At 63.2% G+C, this 17,982-nt stretch carries 16 protein-coding genes and 1 tRNA gene; 3 read left to right on the forward strand and 14 right to left on the reverse strand.

What is annotated here, in order from left to right; translation table 11 throughout:
• Positions 1–162 precede the first annotated feature (162 nt).
• From EPN31_RS10790 to EPN31_RS10810, 5 genes are all read right to left on the reverse strand, one after another.
• On the reverse strand, positions 163–567 hold the full coding sequence (locus EPN31_RS10790; protein WP_291773026.1) for a DUF927 domain-containing protein: 405 nt from the start codon (positions 565–567) through the stop codon (positions 163–165).
• A complete protein-coding gene (locus EPN31_RS10795; RefSeq protein WP_291773028.1) occupies positions 564–1,091 on the reverse strand; it encodes a hypothetical protein in 528 nt (175 codons plus the stop codon). Before EPN31_RS10795 ends, EPN31_RS10790 begins: the two co-directional genes overlap by 4 nt.
• Positions 1,088–1,762: a Rha family transcriptional regulator gene (locus tag EPN31_RS10800; RefSeq protein WP_291773029.1), complete on the reverse strand. Its 675-nt coding sequence runs from the start codon at positions 1,760–1,762 to the stop codon at positions 1,088–1,090. The genes EPN31_RS10795 and EPN31_RS10800 overlap by 4 nt, the downstream gene beginning before the upstream one ends.
• Before the next feature lie 215 nt (positions 1,763–1,977).
• Positions 1,978–2,062 (reverse strand) — tRNA-Leu (locus EPN31_RS10805).
• A 42-nt stretch (positions 2,063–2,104) separates the two neighbouring features.
• Positions 2,105–3,061, reverse strand: coding sequence for a GlxA family transcriptional regulator (locus EPN31_RS10810; protein WP_291773031.1), 957 nt, complete (start codon positions 3,059–3,061; stop codon positions 2,105–2,107).
• 211 nt (positions 3,062–3,272) lie between these two features.
• Between EPN31_RS10810 and EPN31_RS10815 the strand changes: the two genes are divergently transcribed.
• Positions 3,273–4,685: an L-serine ammonia-lyase gene (locus tag EPN31_RS10815; protein ID WP_291773033.1), complete on the forward strand. Its 1,413-nt coding sequence runs from the start codon at positions 3,273–3,275 to the stop codon at positions 4,683–4,685.
• A 35-nt stretch (positions 4,686–4,720) separates the two neighbouring features.
• Positions 4,721–5,725, forward strand: a complete 1,005-nt coding sequence (locus EPN31_RS10820; protein WP_291773035.1) for an LLM class flavin-dependent oxidoreductase — start codon at positions 4,721–4,723, stop codon at positions 5,723–5,725.
• 43 nt (positions 5,726–5,768) lie between these two features.
• Here EPN31_RS10820 and nadE read toward each other — a convergent pair whose 3' ends face one another.
• From nadE to EPN31_RS10835, 3 genes are all read right to left on the reverse strand, one after another.
• On the reverse strand, positions 5,769–6,569 hold the full coding sequence (gene nadE, locus EPN31_RS10825) for an ammonia-dependent NAD(+) synthetase (protein WP_291773126.1): 801 nt from the start codon (positions 6,567–6,569) through the stop codon (positions 5,769–5,771).
• A 95-nt stretch (positions 6,570–6,664) separates the two neighbouring features.
• Complete coding sequence (gene ilvD / locus EPN31_RS10830) at positions 6,665–8,359, reverse strand: dihydroxy-acid dehydratase (RefSeq protein WP_291773037.1); 1,695 nt, start codon at positions 8,357–8,359, stop codon at positions 6,665–6,667.
• 103 nt (positions 8,360–8,462) lie between these two features.
• The gene (locus EPN31_RS10835) at positions 8,463–9,164 is read right to left on the reverse strand and encodes a Crp/Fnr family transcriptional regulator (protein WP_291773038.1); all 702 of its coding nucleotides are present in this window, start codon (positions 9,162–9,164) and stop codon (positions 8,463–8,465) included.
• Positions 9,165–9,254: 90 nt separating this feature from the next.
• Between EPN31_RS10835 and ppc the strand changes: the two genes are divergently transcribed.
• Positions 9,255–12,095 (forward strand): phosphoenolpyruvate carboxylase, encoded by a 2,841-nt coding sequence (ppc, locus tag EPN31_RS10840; protein WP_291773041.1) that lies wholly within the window; start codon positions 9,255–9,257, stop codon positions 12,093–12,095.
• A gap of 16 nt (positions 12,096–12,111) precedes the next feature.
• Here the strand turns inward: ppc and EPN31_RS10845 are convergent, their stop codons facing one another.
• From EPN31_RS10845 to EPN31_RS10870, 6 genes are all read right to left on the reverse strand, one after another.
• On the reverse strand, positions 12,112–13,032 hold the full coding sequence (locus EPN31_RS10845; RefSeq protein WP_291773042.1) for an SMP-30/gluconolactonase/LRE family protein: 921 nt from the start codon (positions 13,030–13,032) through the stop codon (positions 12,112–12,114).
• 8 nt (positions 13,033–13,040) lie between these two features.
• Entirely contained in the window at positions 13,041–13,946 is a 906-nt protein-coding gene (gene kdgD / locus EPN31_RS10850) for a 5-dehydro-4-deoxyglucarate dehydratase (protein WP_291773044.1), read from the reverse strand.
• A gap of 260 nt (positions 13,947–14,206) precedes the next feature.
• Complete coding sequence (locus EPN31_RS10855; RefSeq protein ID WP_291773046.1) at positions 14,207–14,941, reverse strand: FadR/GntR family transcriptional regulator; 735 nt, start codon at positions 14,939–14,941, stop codon at positions 14,207–14,209.
• 79 nt (positions 14,942–15,020) lie between these two features.
• Complete coding sequence (locus EPN31_RS10860) at positions 15,021–16,295, reverse strand: glucarate dehydratase family protein (protein ID WP_291773048.1); 1,275 nt, start codon at positions 16,293–16,295, stop codon at positions 15,021–15,023.
• Between the two features lie 46 nt (positions 16,296–16,341).
• Positions 16,342–17,205 carry an ABC transporter permease gene (locus EPN31_RS10865; protein WP_291773050.1) on the reverse strand — a complete coding sequence of 288 codons (864 nt, stop codon included), beginning with the start codon at positions 17,203–17,205 and terminating at the stop codon, positions 16,342–16,344.
• A 2-nt stretch (positions 17,206–17,207) separates the two neighbouring features.
• Positions 17,208–17,969 (reverse strand): ABC transporter ATP-binding protein, encoded by a 762-nt coding sequence (locus tag EPN31_RS10870; protein WP_291773052.1) that lies wholly within the window; start codon positions 17,967–17,969, stop codon positions 17,208–17,210.
• Positions 17,970–17,982: the final 13 nt, after the last annotated feature.

Consider the following 17,982-nt stretch of genomic DNA (forward strand, 5'->3'; position numbering starts at 1 on the left):
GCTATCTTGCCCGTGCGCATGACCCACCGCCGGGCAATCTCGTCATGTGGCGCGGGATGCGCCGACTCAGTGATCTCGAACTGGGCGCCGAGCTGGTGCGTAAATGTGGGTAATCGCAAGACTGGCCGGACGCTTACCGCGAGTCTAACGTCACGGCTTAGATTACCATCCGGTGGTAGTCGCCGCCCGCATGCGCTTGCGGGTGAATTGGCTGTTGATGTAATCCAGGATGCGCCCCTTATTCTTGCGGTCCAGCGCCAGGCCATCGGCCAGCAGCACGGCCAGCACTTCCACACCGTCGCCGGCGAGCATTTGCATGGGCATGGCCCACGGCTTCCAGTTGCCCGAGACGTTGCGGTAGCGCAAGAGCCTGCCGTGATCGCCATCCTCTTGATTGGCGGTTGTCGCCTCGACGTGCAGCGGCCCACAGATCCACGTATCTGTCGGTATGGGCGGCATATCCGCCTTGCCATCCTTCAGCCCGTGGTACCAGACCCCGGCGGGTACCTTCTTGCCGTGGCGCTCCACCGCGTCGTCATAGCAACTCCAGGTGGGTCGCTCATTCATCGCCGGAAAGGGATCGGCAGGGTTGAAGTGACCGCCGCAAGCATCGCTGGATGCACACTCACATTGCCGTCGTCGTGCCAGTAGTCCAGACTCGGCACGAACCGCAGCGCATCGCTGGCGGGCACCGGCAGGCCCCGGCGCGCGAGGTGGAGGCCGGCTGCACAGTCTGGCGTGAGCGGTACCGCCTCGTCCCAGAAGCGCGTCAGGTAATCGCGGTTCTTCGCCCACTGCGCGGCTTGCTCCAGATCGCGTTCACGGCGGGCCTGCTCCACCATTTGCCGGTGGCGGATGCGGTCGGTATCGGTGAGTGGCCTGTCGGCAGACACCCAGACGCCAGACGTGCTCGCCTTCCAGTTCCACCATGGGCAGGCGGGCAGGTCGTCATCGAAGAGCCGATAGGCCCCGGATTTCTTGCCGCCATGGTCACCCTCCACCTTGCAGCGGATCAGCCGACCGGCCTCGATGTCACCGGGGATCAAGCCGCCGGCCGCGAGGGCGAGCCGCAGGGATTGGTAATCAGTCATGGTCGCACTCCTGCTGCGCCGCTTCCCAGTCGTTGCAACGCGGCCTTGGCTTGTTGGTAGCCTTGATGGTGGTCGTGCGCGCCAGCCATCGCCTGGGCCGCGAGGAACTGCGCCACCACCAGTGTGGACTGCCGGGCCGCACTCAGGCACTTGCGGCTTCCTGACTCGATCCCCACCGCCCGATTGATGGCACGGTTCACGTTCAGATGCACGAATCGCGCATTGCTGGAATCGTAGGCGAGCCTGGCGATTTCATCATGCAGCTCGTGATAGGTCGGCAGATATTCGGTACCGTGCAGGTCTGCACGCTGGCGGGCCTCGCGGAAAGCCAAGACAAGGCGCACCTTCAATTCACGCACGCGCTTCGTGTTGCGGCTGTAGGTCAGCAGCAGATAGGCTTGATCCTCGTTCAGCAAGGCGTAGCGTTCGGGCTGTCCACGGCCACGGATTTCTCCGATTTCAAATCGGAGTATTCCCACCTCGCGAAAGTCATCCGTATAGGCGGTCAGCAACTTCACGACGCTTTCGTGCCGATTGCCCAGATACTGCGCGAGCAAGCGGGAATCGACACGCGGTTCGTTTCCGGGGCTGACCAGGATGATAGAATCTGCCTTGGTCGTCGGGGTCGCGCTCTTGCCGGAGTCGCGGCCCATTTTCTTGGTCGTCGTCATGGTCAGGCCCCCTTGTGCGAGGCCTGCCAGGCGATCGGATCTGCCGCCCAGGTACCCAAGTTGGTACCCAAAAGCAATAGATTCTATTAGACGAAAATCAGACGGTATTAGACCCGTTGATAGCAAAAAACCCGCAGGACTCAATGTTCATGCGGGTTTGTCTTTTTATCGTCAGGACTACATGAGACGATATCGGTACTGCTTGAAGTACCTACTGGTGCCCGAGGTCGGACTCGAACCGACAAGCCTTGCGGCGGGGGATTTTGAGTCCCCTGCGTCTACCAATTCCACCACTCGGGCCGGATCGGGATGACAGATCGTCACCCCGGAAATGGACCGCCATTATACGGTGTTTTTCACCCCAACCGACCGGCGTCGCCAGAGCCCGGGCGCCACGCCAAAGGCGGTGCGAAAGGTACGACCCATGTGGGCGGCGTCGGCGAAGCCGCAATCCGAGGCGATCATGGCGATGCTCTTGCCGGTGTGCGCCAACATCCACTCCGCCAGCCGCAGCCGAACGCGGCGCGCATAGGCCTGCGGCGTCATCTGCAGGTGCCTTCCGAACAGGCGCTGCAATTGTCGGGGCGACATCCCCACCCTGTCGGCCAGCGCCGGCAGGGTGAGCGCGTGGCCGGCGTACTGCTCGATCAACAGCGCGGCTCTCTGCACGGCGGCGGGGCAGCCGGGCGGCAAGTCCGCGGGTGGCGGCTGGCTCTGCTGCGATGATTCAGCGGGCTCCAGTTGTAGCCGGCGCAGGGCGCGCTGCACGTCCGCCTCGGGCAGATGGCGACAGAGAATACGCACGGCTATTTCGGTGACTGCGCCGCCACCCACGCACGTCATGCACCGGCGGTCGGAGACCGACTGGCGATCGACCACGACCTGCTCGGGACTAAACGACGGGAATCTCTGGGCGAAGTCCCGATAATGCGCGCTGGCCACACAAACGCGGTGACCAGCGAGCACGCCAGCGGTGGCCAGCGCAAACACCCCGTTGCACAGCCCCGCCAGATAGCGCCCGCCGCGCGCCGCCTGGCGCAGCCAGATCGACAGCTCACGTGGATAGGCATCCGGCGGCGCCAGGGGACCGCCCACCACGATCAGCTCGTCAAAGCGCAATGGGTTGCCCAGAAGATCGGTGGGCACAACCTGGATGCCGCTTGCCGAACGCACAGGAATCAGCGTATCGGCCACCACTTCCCACGCGCAGTGCCCAGATGTTTCGTCATCGGCGCCCAGCACCCCCAGCAGATCCATGAAGGCCGCGAATGCGGCCATGGTGAACTGAGGTAGCAGCACGAATCCAAGTCGTACTGTAATGTCGTCTTCATTCAATTTATAGCTTTTTATGTCGTTTTTCATCTGAAAATAAGAGAGTTGCTCGGATACGCTTTAGTAATGGAAAGCTCAATAAAAATAAACATTCCCCCAATACGTCGTAATCGTTCAATTCGGATTTCACCACATCACTAGAATCAGAACCAGCAACAGATCTTTTCAGGAGCGCACCATGGCGCTTTCAGTCTTCGATATCTTCAAGATCGGCATCGGACCGTCCAGCTCCCACACCGTGGGGCCCATGCGCGCAGCTCGCAATTTCGCGCACAACCTGGATGCACGCGGTCTGCTGACGCATGTCACACGGCTGGCGGTGCACTTGTACGGATCGCTGGCCGAGACCGGGGCCGGCCACCGCACCGACATGGGCATCATGCTGGGCCTGATGGGCGAAGCCCCGGACACGGTGGATCCCGCCGCGATCGACGATCTGATCGCGGGCGTGGAACACGATCACCGCCTGGTAATCTGGCGTAAACACAGCATCGCCTTCAACCCCGCGCACGTTTTCTCCGGCCGTGTGAAGCCGATGCCGGAACACCCGAACGGGATGCGTTTCATCGCCTACGACGCGCGGGGCGACGTGGTGCTGGACGAGCGCTACCTGTCGATCGGTGGCGGCTTCATCCGCGCGCTGGACAGCGTGGAAACCGACGAGACGGTGCCGGAGCACGACCCCATGCCCTACCCGTTCTCCTCGGGTGCGGAACTCATGGCGGCCTGTCGCAAGCACAAGCTGACCATTGCCCAGCTCATGATGGCCAACGAATCCACGCTGCGCCTGGAATCGGAAGTCCACGCCGGGGTACTGCGCATCGCCCGGGTCATGGACGACGCAATCGACCGGGGCTGCGGCCTGAGCGGGACCATCGCCGATCCTATCCTGCCCGGCGGCTTGAAGGTCCGGCGCCGCGCCCCGGCGCTCTACACTGAGCTCAAAGCCAAATCGGGCCGTACCAATCCCCCCTTTCCGGCCAACCCGGATGATGTGATGTTCGCCATGGACTGGGTGAACCTGTATGCCATGGCAGTGAACGAGGAAAACGCCGCCAGCGGCCGCGTGGTGACGGCTCCGACCAACGGCGCATCGGGCCTGCTGCCTGCGGTACTGCGCTACTACCGCACCTTCATCCCGGGATGGTCCGAAGACGGTGTGGTGAACTTCCTGCTGACGGCGGCGGCCATCGGTTTTCTGTACAAGGAAAATGCATCGATTTCCGGCGCGGAAGTCGGCTGCCAGGGCGAGGTGGGTGTGGCCTGTTCCATGGCGGCGGCCGGCCTGACCGCCGTCCAGGGCGGTAGCGTCGCACAGATCGAGAACGCAGCCGAAATCGGCATGGAACACAATCTGGGCCTGACCTGCGACCCGGTCGGCGGACTCGTCCAGATTCCCTGCATCGAGCGCAACGCCATGGGTGGCAACAAGGCCATCAACGCATCCCGCCTGGCGCTGCACGGCAATGGCAAGCACCATGTGTCCCTGGATACCGTGATCGAGACCATGCGGCAGACGGGTGCCGACATGAAGTCCAAATACAAGGAGACCTCGCGCGGCGGACTGGCCGTGAATGTGGTTGAATGCTGATTGACCCACTTCACAAAGCCACTGCGGCCGCAAGCATGAACCACCCCATTCCCCTCTCCGTACTGGATCTGGCACCCATCAACGAGGACGGCAGTGCCGGCGAATCCTTCGCGCATTCAGTCGACTTGGCCCAACACGCCGAACGCTGGGGCTACCAGCGCTATTGGATGGCGGAACACCACGGCATGCCCGGTATCGCCAGCGCCGCCACTTCCGTACTGATTGGCCACGTGGCCGGTGCGACGCGCAGCATCCGCGTGGGGGCAGGCGGCATCATGCTGCCCAACCATGCGCCCATGATCATCGCGGAACAATTCGGCACACTGGACGCGCTCTATCCGGGCCGCATCGACCTGGGGTTGGGCCGGGCACCCGGCTCGGACCAGGCGACCGCCCGCGCCCTGCGCCGCACGCTGGCGTCAGACCCGGATGCCTTCCCAAGAGACGTGTCCGAACTGATGGACTACTTCGACGGCTGTGGCCCAGTGCCGGCCGTGCCGTGCGCAGGCGCCGCCGTCGAGGTCTGGATCCTGGGCTCCAGCCTGTTTGGCGCGCAGCTCGCGGCTTACCTGGGTCTGCCCTACGCCTTCGCCTCGCACTTCGCGCCAGCTCAGATGATGGACGCCATTGCGCTTTACCGCGCGCGGTTCAAGCCATCCCGATACCTGGACAAGCCACATGTCATGCTGGGCTACAACGTCTTTGCGGCCGACACGGACGATGAGGCGCGATTCCTGGCCACGTCCTGGCAGCAGTCCTTCATCAACCTGCGTACCGGGCGCCCCAGCCGCCTGCCGCCTCCCGTTCGGGGTTATGCGGAATCGCTGCCACCCATGGCCCGCGAACTGCTGGACCACATTCTGTCCTGCACGGCCATTGGCAGCCCTGACACGGTAGCCAGACAAATGCAGGCGTTCACGGACGAGACGCAGCCCGACGAGCTCATCGTCACCTGCAACATGCATGATCACGCCGCCCGACTGCGGTCGTTCGAGATCGTGTCCCAGGTCCGCGAAAGGGCTCTGGTGCCCGCCCGCTGAACGAGCCAAACACCCGCCACGGCACTGGCAACCAGGCGATGGATCAGGGTGCGACGGGCAGCGCGCGCTTGTGGGCGCTGCGCCGCCAGGTCCCCACGATGACGTCGAAGACCTCTGACGGCACGTCCTTGCCCTCCAGAAAATCGTCGATCTGCGCATAGGTCACGCCGAAGGCGTCTTCGTCGGGCTTGAGCGGCTTGAGCAGTTCCAGATCCGCCGTCGGCGTCTTGTAGACCAGCGAATCGGGCGCCCCCATGAGCCCCGCCAGCGCGCGCACCCGCCGCTTGTTCAGGCCGGCCAGCGGCGTGACATCGGCCGCGCCATCGCCGAACTTGGTGAAGAACCCCATGAGCGATTCGGCCGCATGATCCGTCCCGACCACCAGCCCGCCGCGGGCGCCGGCGACGGCGTACTGCGCAATCATGCGTTGGCGCGCCTTGATGTTGCCGTGCAGGAAATCTCGCTGGGCGGCATCGCGAAACGTCTGGCCCGCCGCTTCAACCGAGGCCAGCACGGCATCCGAGGCCGGTTTGACGTCCACCACCAGGACCTCGTCGGCATGGATCACACGCAGGCTGGCCTGGGCATCAGCCTCGTCCAGTTGTGTGCCATACGGCAGGCGCATGGCGACGAAGTGCACATTGGCACCCTGGGCCCGGACCTGCTCCACGGCGCGCTGCGACAGGCAGCCCGCCGTGAGCGAATCGACCCCGCCGCTGATGCCCAGCACCAGGGCACGGGCCCCGGTACTGCGCAGCATCTCGGCCAGAAAGTCCACGCGGCGGGCGAGTTCCGCCGACGCATCGAAGGCCTCGGTGACCCCCAGCGACAGCCTGATCTGCATCCGCAGCGCCTGTTGTTCGAAATTCAGCAAAGAGATCTCCCGGGCAGATGCCAAAAGAGCACATCCCCGGGCTGGAGACATGCTCGCACCGAAACTCAGTTTCTGTCTTCGAAACGATCCAGAACGGCGCCGGTGCTGGCATCCGAGCAGTTGAAGGCGAACTTCGCCTGTACACCGCGCGTATAGCGGGGCGCCGGCGCCTTCCATGCGGCCCTACGCTTCGCAATCACATCGTCGGGCACGTTCAGTTGCAGCAACTGCTGGTGCGCATCGATGGTGATGGAATCGCCGTCTTCCACCAGCGCGATCGTGCCGCCCGTTGCCGCCTCCGGCGCGACGTGGCCGACCACCATGCCCCATGTCCCGCCAGAGAAGCGCCCGTCGGTGATCAGGCCGACTGAGTCCCCCAGGCCCTCGCCCACCAGGGCGCTGGTGGGGGCCAGCATCTCGGGCATGCCCGGACCGCCCTTGGGGCCCAGATAGCGCAGCACCATCACATCGCCCTTGTGGATCTTGCCGCCCAGGATGGCGTCCATGGCAGATTGCTCGTCCTCGAAGACCCGTGCCGGCCCGGTCATGACCGGGTTCTTCAGGCCGGTGATCTTGGCTACAGCGCCAAGCGTGGCCAGATTGCCCTTCAGAATTGCGAGGTGCCCCTGTTTGTACATCGGCCTGTCGATGGGATGAATGACGTCCTGGTCGGGGCTGGGTGAATCCGGCACGTCCGCCAGCACCTCGGCAATCGTCTGCCCTGTGATCGTGATGCAATCGCCGTGCAGCAAGCCAGCGTTCAACAGCATCTTCATGACCTGCGGGATGCCGCCTGCCTTGTGGAAATCCACCACCAGATATTTGCCGCTGGGTTTCAGGTCGCAGATGACCGGGACCTTGCGACGCATGCGTTCGAAGTCGTCGATCGTCCATTCGACGTCGGCCGCATGCGCGATGGCCAGGAAATGCAGGACGGCATTGGTGGATCCGCCCACTGCCATGATGACCGCCACGGCGTTTTCAATGGATTTACGCGTGACGATGTCGCGCGCCTTCAGGTCCATTTCCACTGCCTTGAGCAGCACTCGTGCGGATTCCGCCGAAGAATCGATCTTTTCCTGGTGTACGTTGGCCATGGTCGAGGAATACGGCAGGCTCATGCCCATGGCTTCGAAGGCCGAGCTCATGGTGTTGGCCGTATACATGCCACCACAGGACCCACTGCAGGGAATCGCATGGGTTTCGATCTCGTGCAGGTTTTCCATGGACATGCGCCCGGCGGCATGTTCACCCACCGCCTCGAAGACGCTGACGATATTGAGATCCCGGCCACAGTATTCGCCCGGCAGAATCGTGCCACCGTATACATAGATGGCCGGCACATTGGCGCGCAGGATGCCCATCATGCCGCCCGGCATGTTCTTGTCGCAGCCACCGATGACCAGCGCCCCGTCCATCCACTGCCCTTGGACACAGGTTTCCACGCAGTCCGCGATGACTTCGCGCGAAACCAGCGAGTACTTCATGCCCTCGGTCCCCATGGCCATACCGTCTGAAATCGTCGGTACGCCAAACACCTGCGGATTGCCGCCGGCGGCCTTCACGGCTTCGACCGCCGCGTCGGCCAGCGGCTGCAGGCCGCTGTTGCAGGGCGTGATCGTGCTCTGGCCATTGGCGATGCCGATCATCGGCTTGTTGAAGTCCCCCTCGGTATAGCCCAGGGCGTAGTACATGGAACGGTTTGGCGCACGCGCCACACCCTGCGTGATATGAGAGGAACGCAACGGCTTCTTGGACATGGGAATCGTCTCCGGCATTATCAGTTCAGCAAAGAATGTTTCAGTTTAAAGCCTGCGGCACCGAGAGGGCGATTCCACCCGCACCGGCACCGGGTATTGTGCTTCAGAAGCTGCGGCGCACCGGGCGCGTCAGCGCCTCCAGGAATTCGGTGTTCTGGACGACCCAGTTACGGCGCCCACCCGCCAGCACCCCCTGGTCCACCCAGTCCGCCAGCAGCCGGCTCAGCGTCTCGGCGCGCACCCCGAGGTGCAGGGCCAGCTGCCGCTGCGTCAAGGGTAGGCGGATGGTCCCCTGCACCACTGGCTGGCGCAACAGATAATCCGCCAGGCGCTGTGCCGCAGTGCTGTCGGCGAACCATTCGACTTCATTGATGCGATGATAGACGCGATCACTCAAGCGGGTGAGCAGCCGCATGGCCAGTTCAGGCCAGACCCGGCAGACTTCGAGCAGCCCCTGGCGCTTCAGGCACAGCACCACGGCATCGCCCCGCGCGCGAGCCTGCATCGGATAGCGGCCATGGCTCATGAACATGGCTGTCTCAGCCAGCAGCTGCCCCGCCTCGAAAATATGGAAGACCCGGTCCTGAAGATCACGCGTATGCCGCAGGACCTCCACACCACCGCTGAGGACATACAGGTACTCGATGGCCTCCGCGCCCTCGTGGAACAGCGTCTCGCCATCCTGGATATGCAGCGTCGCCGCGTCGCGCAGCAGAATGGCCGCAACGTCCTGCGGCACGTCCCGGAACAGGGGGTGCCCCAGAACCTGGGCGGGGAAGTCCTCTTTCAGGGCGGGCTTGGTCATTTCTTCATCATACAAAAAACCGCTTTATGATGAATGACTTCTCGCTGTAACACAGACCGGGCGGCAGCCGTCCACCCATCAGGAGCCCTCGTGAATTCGTCAGAAGTCATCACCCCGCTGCGTCAGGACATCCGGCTGTTGGGCCGGACACTGGGAGAAGTCATCCGGGAGTGCGAAGGCCGCCAGGTCTATGACGTCATCGAAAGGCTGCGCCGTGCCGCCGTGCGCTTCCGGCGCGAGGGACTGGACCGCGACGGCCGCCTGCTGGAACGCCAGATCCGGCGCCTGGCCGACGGCGAAGCCCATTCCGTGGCACGGGCCTTCGGGTATTTTCTGCACCTGTCCAACATCGCGGAGGACCGCGAACAGACCAGGCGGCAACTCCAGACAACGGGTACGGGCAGCACCGCGCCGGCCGGAACCCTGCTGCACGCCATCGAACAGCTGAAAAATGGCGGCGTGAGCGGTACACGGATCCGCCAGCATCTGGCCGCTGCGTGCATCATGCCGGTACTGACGGCGCACCCGACCGAAGTCCAGCGCAAAAGCACCCTGGACTGGCATCAGTCCATCGCCCAGCAACTCCGGCTGCATGACGCCCAGCAGACCGCGCTGCAGGCGGCCCGCCACCAGGAACGGCTCACAGGACTGATCGCGGGCCTGTGGCAGACCCGCATGCTGCGCCAGAACAAGCTGACGGTCCTGGACGAAATCGACAATGCGCTGTCCTACTACACCAGCACATTCTTCAGCACACTGCCGCAACTGCACCTGGACATGGGGACGCTGTTGCGCAAACCAGGGCGTACCGTCTTCGACGTCGACAATGCGCCATTGCCGCCCTTCGTGCGGATGGGAAGCTGGATCGGCGGCGACCGCGACGGCAATCCGAACGTCAACGCGCACACCCTGGAACAGGCGCTGCTGCGCCAATGCACGCACGCCCTGCGCTATTACCTGGAAGAAATCCAGATGCTGGGCGCCGAGCTGTCGGTGTCGCAATCCCTGATGCCGGTCAGCCCGGCACTGGCTGACCTGTCGGCAAAAAGCCAGGACCCCTCGTATCACCGCCAGGACGAACCCTACCGCCGGGCCTGCATCCACGTCTACGCCAGGCTGGCCGAAACCGGGCAGGTCCTCGTCAGACGAGCGCTCGCGCGGCGAGCCACCTACCCAGCAGCGCCCTACGCCTGCGCCGAGGATCTGGCCAATGACCTGGCCACCATCGCCGAGTCGCTGGACACCCACCACGGCACCCTGGTGGCGCGCCTGCGCCTGGCACACCTCCGTCAGGCCGTAGCGATTTTCGGCTTCCATCTGGCAACCGTAGACTTGCGGCAGAGCTCCGATGTCCACGAACGGGTTCTGGACGAGCTCATGCACTACGCGCACGTCACGCTGGACGGCAAGCCCGTGCGCTATGCACGGCTTTCCGAGCCGGACCGCATCCGCGTGCTGCGCCAGGAACTGCACGAGACCAGACCGCTGGTTTCACCGTGGATCGAATATTCTGCGGAAACCGCCAAAGAACTCGCCATCCTGCGGATGGCAGCCGACTGCCGGCGACGCTTCGGACAGGCCGCGATCGGGCAGTCCATCGTGTCACACACAGAGACGCTCAGCGACCTGCTGGAACCATTGCTGCTGCAACAGGAAACCGGTCTGATTCTCCCCGGCCCCGACACACCCGGACAAACGAGCGGCCTGATGGTCGTGCCGCTATTCGAGACCATCCCGGACTTGGAACGCAGCCCCGACATCATGGACTCCTGGCTGTCGCTGCCAGAGGTCGCAGCGCGCGTCCGCCAGGCCCACCAGGGCATCCAGGAGGTCATGCTGGGGTATTCGGACAGCAACAAGGACGGCGGATATCTCACGTCGAACTGGTCGCTCTACCAGACCGAGCGGCGCCTGGTGCCCGTATTCCGCAAGCACCACACACGGTTGCGCCTCTTTCACGGACGCGGCGGATCCGTGGGCCGAGGCGGCGGGCCCAGCTATGACTCCATCCGCGCACAACCGCCCGGCACCGTGAACAACCAGATCCGCTTGACGGAACAGGGTGAAATCATCCAGGGGCGCTACAAAGATGCCGATGTGGGGCGCTGGCACCTGGAATTGTTCGTGGCGGCTACGCTGGAAGCCAGCCTGGCCTCGCCACCGGCGACCCAGGCCGAAGACGAACGAGCCTCCCGCTTCGGTGAAGCGCTGGCCTGGATGTCGCAGACCGCTCGCCAGACCTACCGCAGCCTGGTCTACGAGACGCCCGGCTTCACGGACTACTTCTTTGCCTCCACGCCCATCCGCGAGATCGCCGGGCTGAACATCGGTTCGCGCCCCTCGTCCCGGAAAGCCCTGCAGCGCATCGAGGACCTGCGGGCTATCCCATGGTCATTCTCCTGGGCGCAGTGCCGCCTGGCCCTGCCTGGCTGGTACGGTATGGGGACCGCTCTGGCGGCTTACGTGGAAAGTGGCGGACCAGACCGACACCTTTCGCGAGAAGAACGCCTGCAGCGCCTGCAGGCGATGGCACGGGAATGGCCATTCTTCCGCACCCTGCTCTCCAACATGGAGCAAGTACTGGCCAAGGCTGACCTGGTGATCGGCCGCGCCTATGCGAATCTGGTGGAAGACAAGACCCTGCGCAACCGGATCTTCACCCGTATCGAAACAGAGTTCCGGACTACGCTGCGGATGTTTCACGCCGTCACGGGCCACGAACTGCTAGCGCATGACGAACCGCTGCGCGCCGCACTGGCCGAGCGATTCGCCTACATCGATCCGCTGAACCACCTGCAGGTGGAGCTGCTGCGCCGCATGCGCTCGGGTCCGGCTCGCACGGTCCATGCCAACGAACCTGAAAGCAGCGATCAGCGCGCCATCCACATCACCATCAACGGCATTGCCGCAGGGTTGAGGAACTCGGGGTGATCGCGGGCAGGGGCCGCTATAGGTGCGAGCGCCGCGAGTACTGGGGCTCTTCAATCCCCCGCACCCCAGGCCGCAAGGCGAACACCGCCCCGTCCAGCGCATCCGGCGCAGATCCCGGCAACCGAATCGTGGTCACGAACAACGTGTCCAGATTGGGGCCGCCAAAGGCGCACATCGAGGGCTTGGCCACCGGCACGCGCAGGCTGCGATCCAGCTGGCCAGCAGGGGTGTACCGATGCACCAGCCCGGCATCATTACCCGTGATCCAGTAGCAGCCATCAGCGTCGACCGCCGCACCGTCCGGGCGTCCGCCCGGCAGCGACTCGATGAACACCCGGCGATTGCCAGGCACGCCTTCCGTCGTGTCGTAGTCGAAGGCCCAGACACACCGGCGCCGCGGGTGTGAGTCCGACAGATACATGGTCCTGCCGTCCGGGCTGAAAGCAAGACCATTGGGCGTCAGAAAATCATCCAGCATCCGGTCCAGCCTCGCGGACGACCCCCATCCCTGCAGGCGGTACAGCGCACCCGCCGATGACGCCAGGGACATGTCCATCACCATGGACCCCACCCAGAGTCGCCCTTGCCGATCGCAGCGGCCATCATTGAAGCGCATGCCCGTACGGGCATGGCTGACGGCCACGACCCGGTCCGCCGTCGCCGAACCATCCGCCCCCGGGGTCAGCTGATAGACACCGTCTTCCATGGCACCCAGCCAGCCCTCCGAACCCAGCGATGCGATGCACGCAAGCTGCTGGTCGAACCGCCAGCTCTGATGCTGCTGATCCGTCATTCGCCAGCAATGCAAGCGGCCCGCAGGGATGTCGACCCAGTACAGCGCCTGCTCTCCAGCGTGCCAGACGGGGCTCTCGCCCGTCTGGCAGCGCAGATCCAGCACCAGTTCGGCGTCAGCACCGAAAGAACGCGACGAAGACATGCCGGGACTCAAAGCGCTTCGATGATCTTGCGCAGATCGGCTTCCTCGGCGGCCGTCAGGTCGCTCAGGGGTGCACGCACCGGGCCGGCGGGGTGACCCACGATCCGGGCGCCCGCCTTCACGATGCTGACGGCATACCCCGGCTTGTGCTTGCGGATCTCGAGCAACGGCAGGAAGAAAGTGTCCAGAAGATGACCGACCGTCGCGTCGTCGCCAGCCTTCACGGCAGCGTAGAACTTCATCGCAGTGTCGGGAATGAAGTTGAACACGGCGGACGAATACACCGGCACGCCCAGCGCGCGGTAGGCCTGCGCAAAGACCTCGGCGGTCGGCAAGCCGCCCAAGTACGCCAGCCGGTCTCCCAGGCGGCGATGCACGCGCACCATGTTTTCGATGTCACCCACCCCATCCTTGAAGCCAATGAGATTAGGGCACTGATCGGCGACCTGCTCCAGAACGTCAGCCTGCAGACGACACTGCCCGCGGTTGTAGAGGATGACGCCGATATCTACCGAACGGCAGACCTCGACCACGTGACGGGCAATGCCGTCCTGCGGCGCATCCGTCAGATAATGTGGCATGAGCAGCACGCCTGCCGCACCCTTTTTCTGCGCCTCGCGGGCAAACGCGATCGCGTTGCGGGTCGGGCCGCCGGCACCGGCCAGGATGGGGGTATGTCCCTGGCATGTCTTGACCGCCGTTTCCACGACGCTGGAGAATTCATCCAGCAACAGCGAAAAGTATTCACCAGTGCCACCCGCGGCAAACAATGCCTTGGCGCCAAAGGGCATGAGCCATTCGAGGCGTTTCTGATAACCCTTTGCGTCGAAGTCGCCATTGGCATCAAAGTCCGTCACCGGGAAGGACAGCAGGCCGTCGAGCAGGATTGTCTTGAGTTCTTGATGAGAGATCATGTGAATAGCGTCCTCGAAGGGGGACAAGGAAGCGGCCGCCTCATCCCAGTGATGTGTCATACGTTATCATATGACATCAGACGACAAGCAGCAAGACTTCGACTCAAAAGCTAGTGATTTCCCTTATCCGCTCGCCCCTGAGACTCCGATTGCAGGAATCGCAGAACTCATACGATGACCCAGAGACGATCCTGGTCTTCCGCCGGCACCACCCAGACCGGTCCCGCCATGCCGTCAATCCGGGCCGATGTAGCGGGTCGTCACGAATCCTGGGCAGCCGCCGCCTGCGCGCGCCGCAGCCGCTCGCGACTGTTGGCCAGGTGCGTTCGCATGGCGGCGCGGGCGGCATCCGGGTCCTTGCGCACGATTGCACTGTAGATGTCCTCGTGCTCGAGATGGACACGGCTCAGGTAGCTGGCCCGATCGCCTTCCGCCAATGACACCGAATCCACTCGCGTGCGGGGAATGATGGCCTTGCCCAGCTGCTTGAGGATGTCGTGAAAATAACGGTTGCCCGTCGCGGTTGCTACCAGCAGGTGAAACGCCACATCCGAGGTCACGGCATTGCCGGTCTTCTTGTGGATGTTCTCGGCGAACTCGTCCAGCACCGCCCGCAGTTGCTGGAGCTGCGCGTCGGTGCGCCGCAAAGCCGCCAAGCCGGCGGCTTCGGTTTCCAGGCTGATGCGCAGCTCCAGGATCGCCAGCACGTCCAGCATGGTCAGGATGCTTTCAGTGCGAATCCGCAATTGCTGCTCGTTCTGTGGCTCCAGGAGGAACGTCCCGATGCCGTGCCGGGTCTCGACCAGCCCAGCCGCCTGCAAGCGCGAGAGCGCCTCGCGGATCACAGTGCGGCTGACGCCAAAAGAATCCATGAGCTCGGACTCAGTGGGCAGCTTCTCGCCCACATGGAACTCGCCGCTGCGGATGCGTTCGGAAAGCGCCGACACCACAGTCTGGGTCAGGCTGCGCGAACGCCGAGCTGGTACAGTTGCCATGTGTCACCCTACAGGTTGGAGAGCGTCCATCATACAGCGCGGCATATCCGGGGCTTGTATGACGACGGACTATTAAATTTCAAAAACGTGGCGCCTGGCCACCCCATTCCGGCTGGTACTTACGCATCTGTGCAGCATCATTGCGCGAGCGAATGCCGCACTCCAGAAATTGCTGGTGCAGCCGCGCCAGCGCATCCTGGTCAATGTCCACCCCCAGGCCCGGCGCCTCACCCAGCACAATGGCCCCCTCGTGGAATCGAAGCTGGCCGCCCTGAATCACTTCCTCGGCCGGATCCAGCCATGGATAGTGGGTATCGCAGGCGTAGCTCAGCAGCGGTACGCTGGCAGCCAGGTGCGTCATGGCCATCAGACTGATGCCCAGGTGCGAATTCGAATGCATGGACAAGCCCATGCCAAAGACTTCACACATGCGCGCCAGCAACTGGGTCTCGCGCAGGCCGCCCCAGTAATGGTGATCCGACAGGATGATCTGGCAGCCGTTGGCAGCCACGTTCTCGCGGAACTGCGCCATATCCGTCACCACCATATTGGTGGCCAGCGGCATGCCGGTGGCCCGGTGCAGCTCGGCCATGTCGGCAAGTGTCGGACAAGGATCCTCGTAGTATTCAAGCAAGCCTTCGAGCTTCCTGCCCATTTCGATGGCGGTCGGCAACGACCAGTTCCCATTGGGATCGATGCGCAGTGGCTTGCCCGGGAAATGGCGCGCCAGCGCCTGAATGCTGGCCAGTTCCTGATCGGGCGGCAGCACCCCGCCCTTTAGCTTGAAGCTGCCAAATCCATGCCGATCCACCATGGTCTGAGCCTGGACCACGAGCTGTTCGGGCGTGAGCGTCTCGCCCCAGGCGTCCGCCGGATAGTCGGCATCGATGTGATGCGCATACTTGAAGAACAGGTAGGCACTGAACGGAACCTCATCCCGCACCCGACCGCCCAGCATATCCACCAGCGGTCGGTCCAGCGAGCGCGCCTGCATGTCCAGCATGGCGACTTCAAAAGCCGAGAACAGTTTCTGGGCGTTCTTGACCGGGTCGGTGCCAGGCGCCAGCAGGAACTCTGCGCCGGCCTCCACCCGGGTGCCCGAGACCACCTTCTGTACCCGTGCCCTGAGGCCATTGAGATCAAACGGATCCAGCCCGACCAGGCTGGGCTGCAGCGCAGACGTGAGCCGCAGGAACGACGCATCGCCATAGGACTCGCCCAAGCCGATCTGGCCGGTGTCGCTTTCCAGCTCGATGATGGAGCGCAGGGCGTAGGGTTCGTGGATGCCGGCCGCATTGAGCAGCGGCGGATCACGAAAGGCAATCGGAGTGATCTTGACGGATCGCAACTTCATGAATGGTTGTCCAGATAAGGAGAGGGATGAATCGCTCGACGAAACCCTAGCTTTGCATGCCCCAGCGGCGCACGGTTTTTCGTTCGATCAGCCGGAACACGATGTTTTCGACCAGCAGCCCGATGATGATGACAGTCAGCAAGCCGGCAAAAACGGCTGGAATATTCAACAGATTGCGGTTTTCAAAGATGTACCAGCCCAGTCCGCCCTTGCCGGATGCGACCCCGAACACCAGCTCGGCGGCAATCAAAGTGCGCCACGCAAACGCCCACGCTACCTTCATGCCCGTCAGGATGGATGGGAAAGCAGCTGGGATCAGGATCTTCGCAACATAGTTCAGCCCGGTCAGCTCGTAATTGCGCCCCACCATGCGAAGGGTATGCGAAACAGCGAGGAATCCCCCCTGGGTGTTGAGCGCCATGACCCAGACCACCGAGTGCAGCAGCACGAAGACGATGCTGGTGGCACCCAGCCCGAACCACAGCAAAGCCAGCGGCAGCAGCGCAATGGCTGGCAGCGGATTGAACATCGCCGTCATGACTTCCAGAAAATCGGTCCCGATCCGGGTGCTGATGGCGAGAATCGTGATGATCGCCGCAATGGCAATGCCCAGCGCGTACCCCATCAACAACAGGCGAATGGAGGTCCATACCCGATCCAGCAAGACGCCACTGCGAATGCTGTCCACGAAAGACACAAAGGTATCCGACAGCGTCGGAAACAGGAGATCGTTGTCGACGATGTGGCCATACACCTGCCAGGCGACAGCCAGCACCAGGATGATCAGCGTCTTTCTCAGGAAGGTATTGGCCCAGAACCTTTGCCAGCTGGAGAGTTCCCGGCGCAGCACCAGAGATCGTGTTTCTGAGGTATCGCCGGCCTTCCGCATCGTAATTGTGGCGTGACCCATGGTTATCCCTTTGCGGTCTCACTGAAAAGCATGTCGTGGATTTCTTGTTCCAGCGACGCCGCGCTGCCGTCCGCCGACGAGACGGCATCCACATCGCTGACCTCGGCCTTGACCTCGCCCGGGTGCGGTGACAGCAGCAGAATGCGATTGCCGATGCGGATGGCCTCGGCAATCGAATGCGTCACGAACATCACGGTAAAGTGCGTGTCCTCCCAAAGCTGCAGCAATTCGTCCTGCATCTGCTGTCGGGTCAGGGCGTCCAATGCTGCAAAAGGCTCATCCATCAACAGCACGTCTGGCTCCATGGCCATGCCGCGCGCAATTGCCACCCGTTGCTTCATGCCGCCCGAGAGCGTATGGGCGTAGCTGTCGGCAAAATTCTCCAGGTGGACTTTTCGCACATACGCCATCGCCCGGTCGCGGGCCTCTTTTTGTGGCATCTCGCGGGCCACGACCAACGGGAACATGACGTTTTCCACCACCGTTTTCCAGGGTAGCAACTGGTCGAACTCCTGGAAGACCATCATCCGGTCGGCCCCAGGCCGCACCACCGGCTTGCCCTTGATCCGGATTTCTCCCTCGTCGGGAGCCAGATAGCCGCCGACCGCCTTCAACAATGTGGACTTGCCGCACCCCGAAGGCCCCAGCAGCACGAAGCGGTCGGCGCCATTCACGCTGAAGCTCACTCTGTCCGTGGCGGTCACAATACTATCCTGGGTCCTGTAACGCAGCGTGACAGAATCGACTTCAAGCAGGTGCGGCATGAGGTCCTCCAGA

The sequence above is a fragment of the Castellaniella sp. genome (assembly GCF_004321985.1).
In the GTDB taxonomy this organism is placed as follows: Bacteria; Pseudomonadota; Gammaproteobacteria; order Burkholderiales; family Burkholderiaceae_B; genus Castellaniella.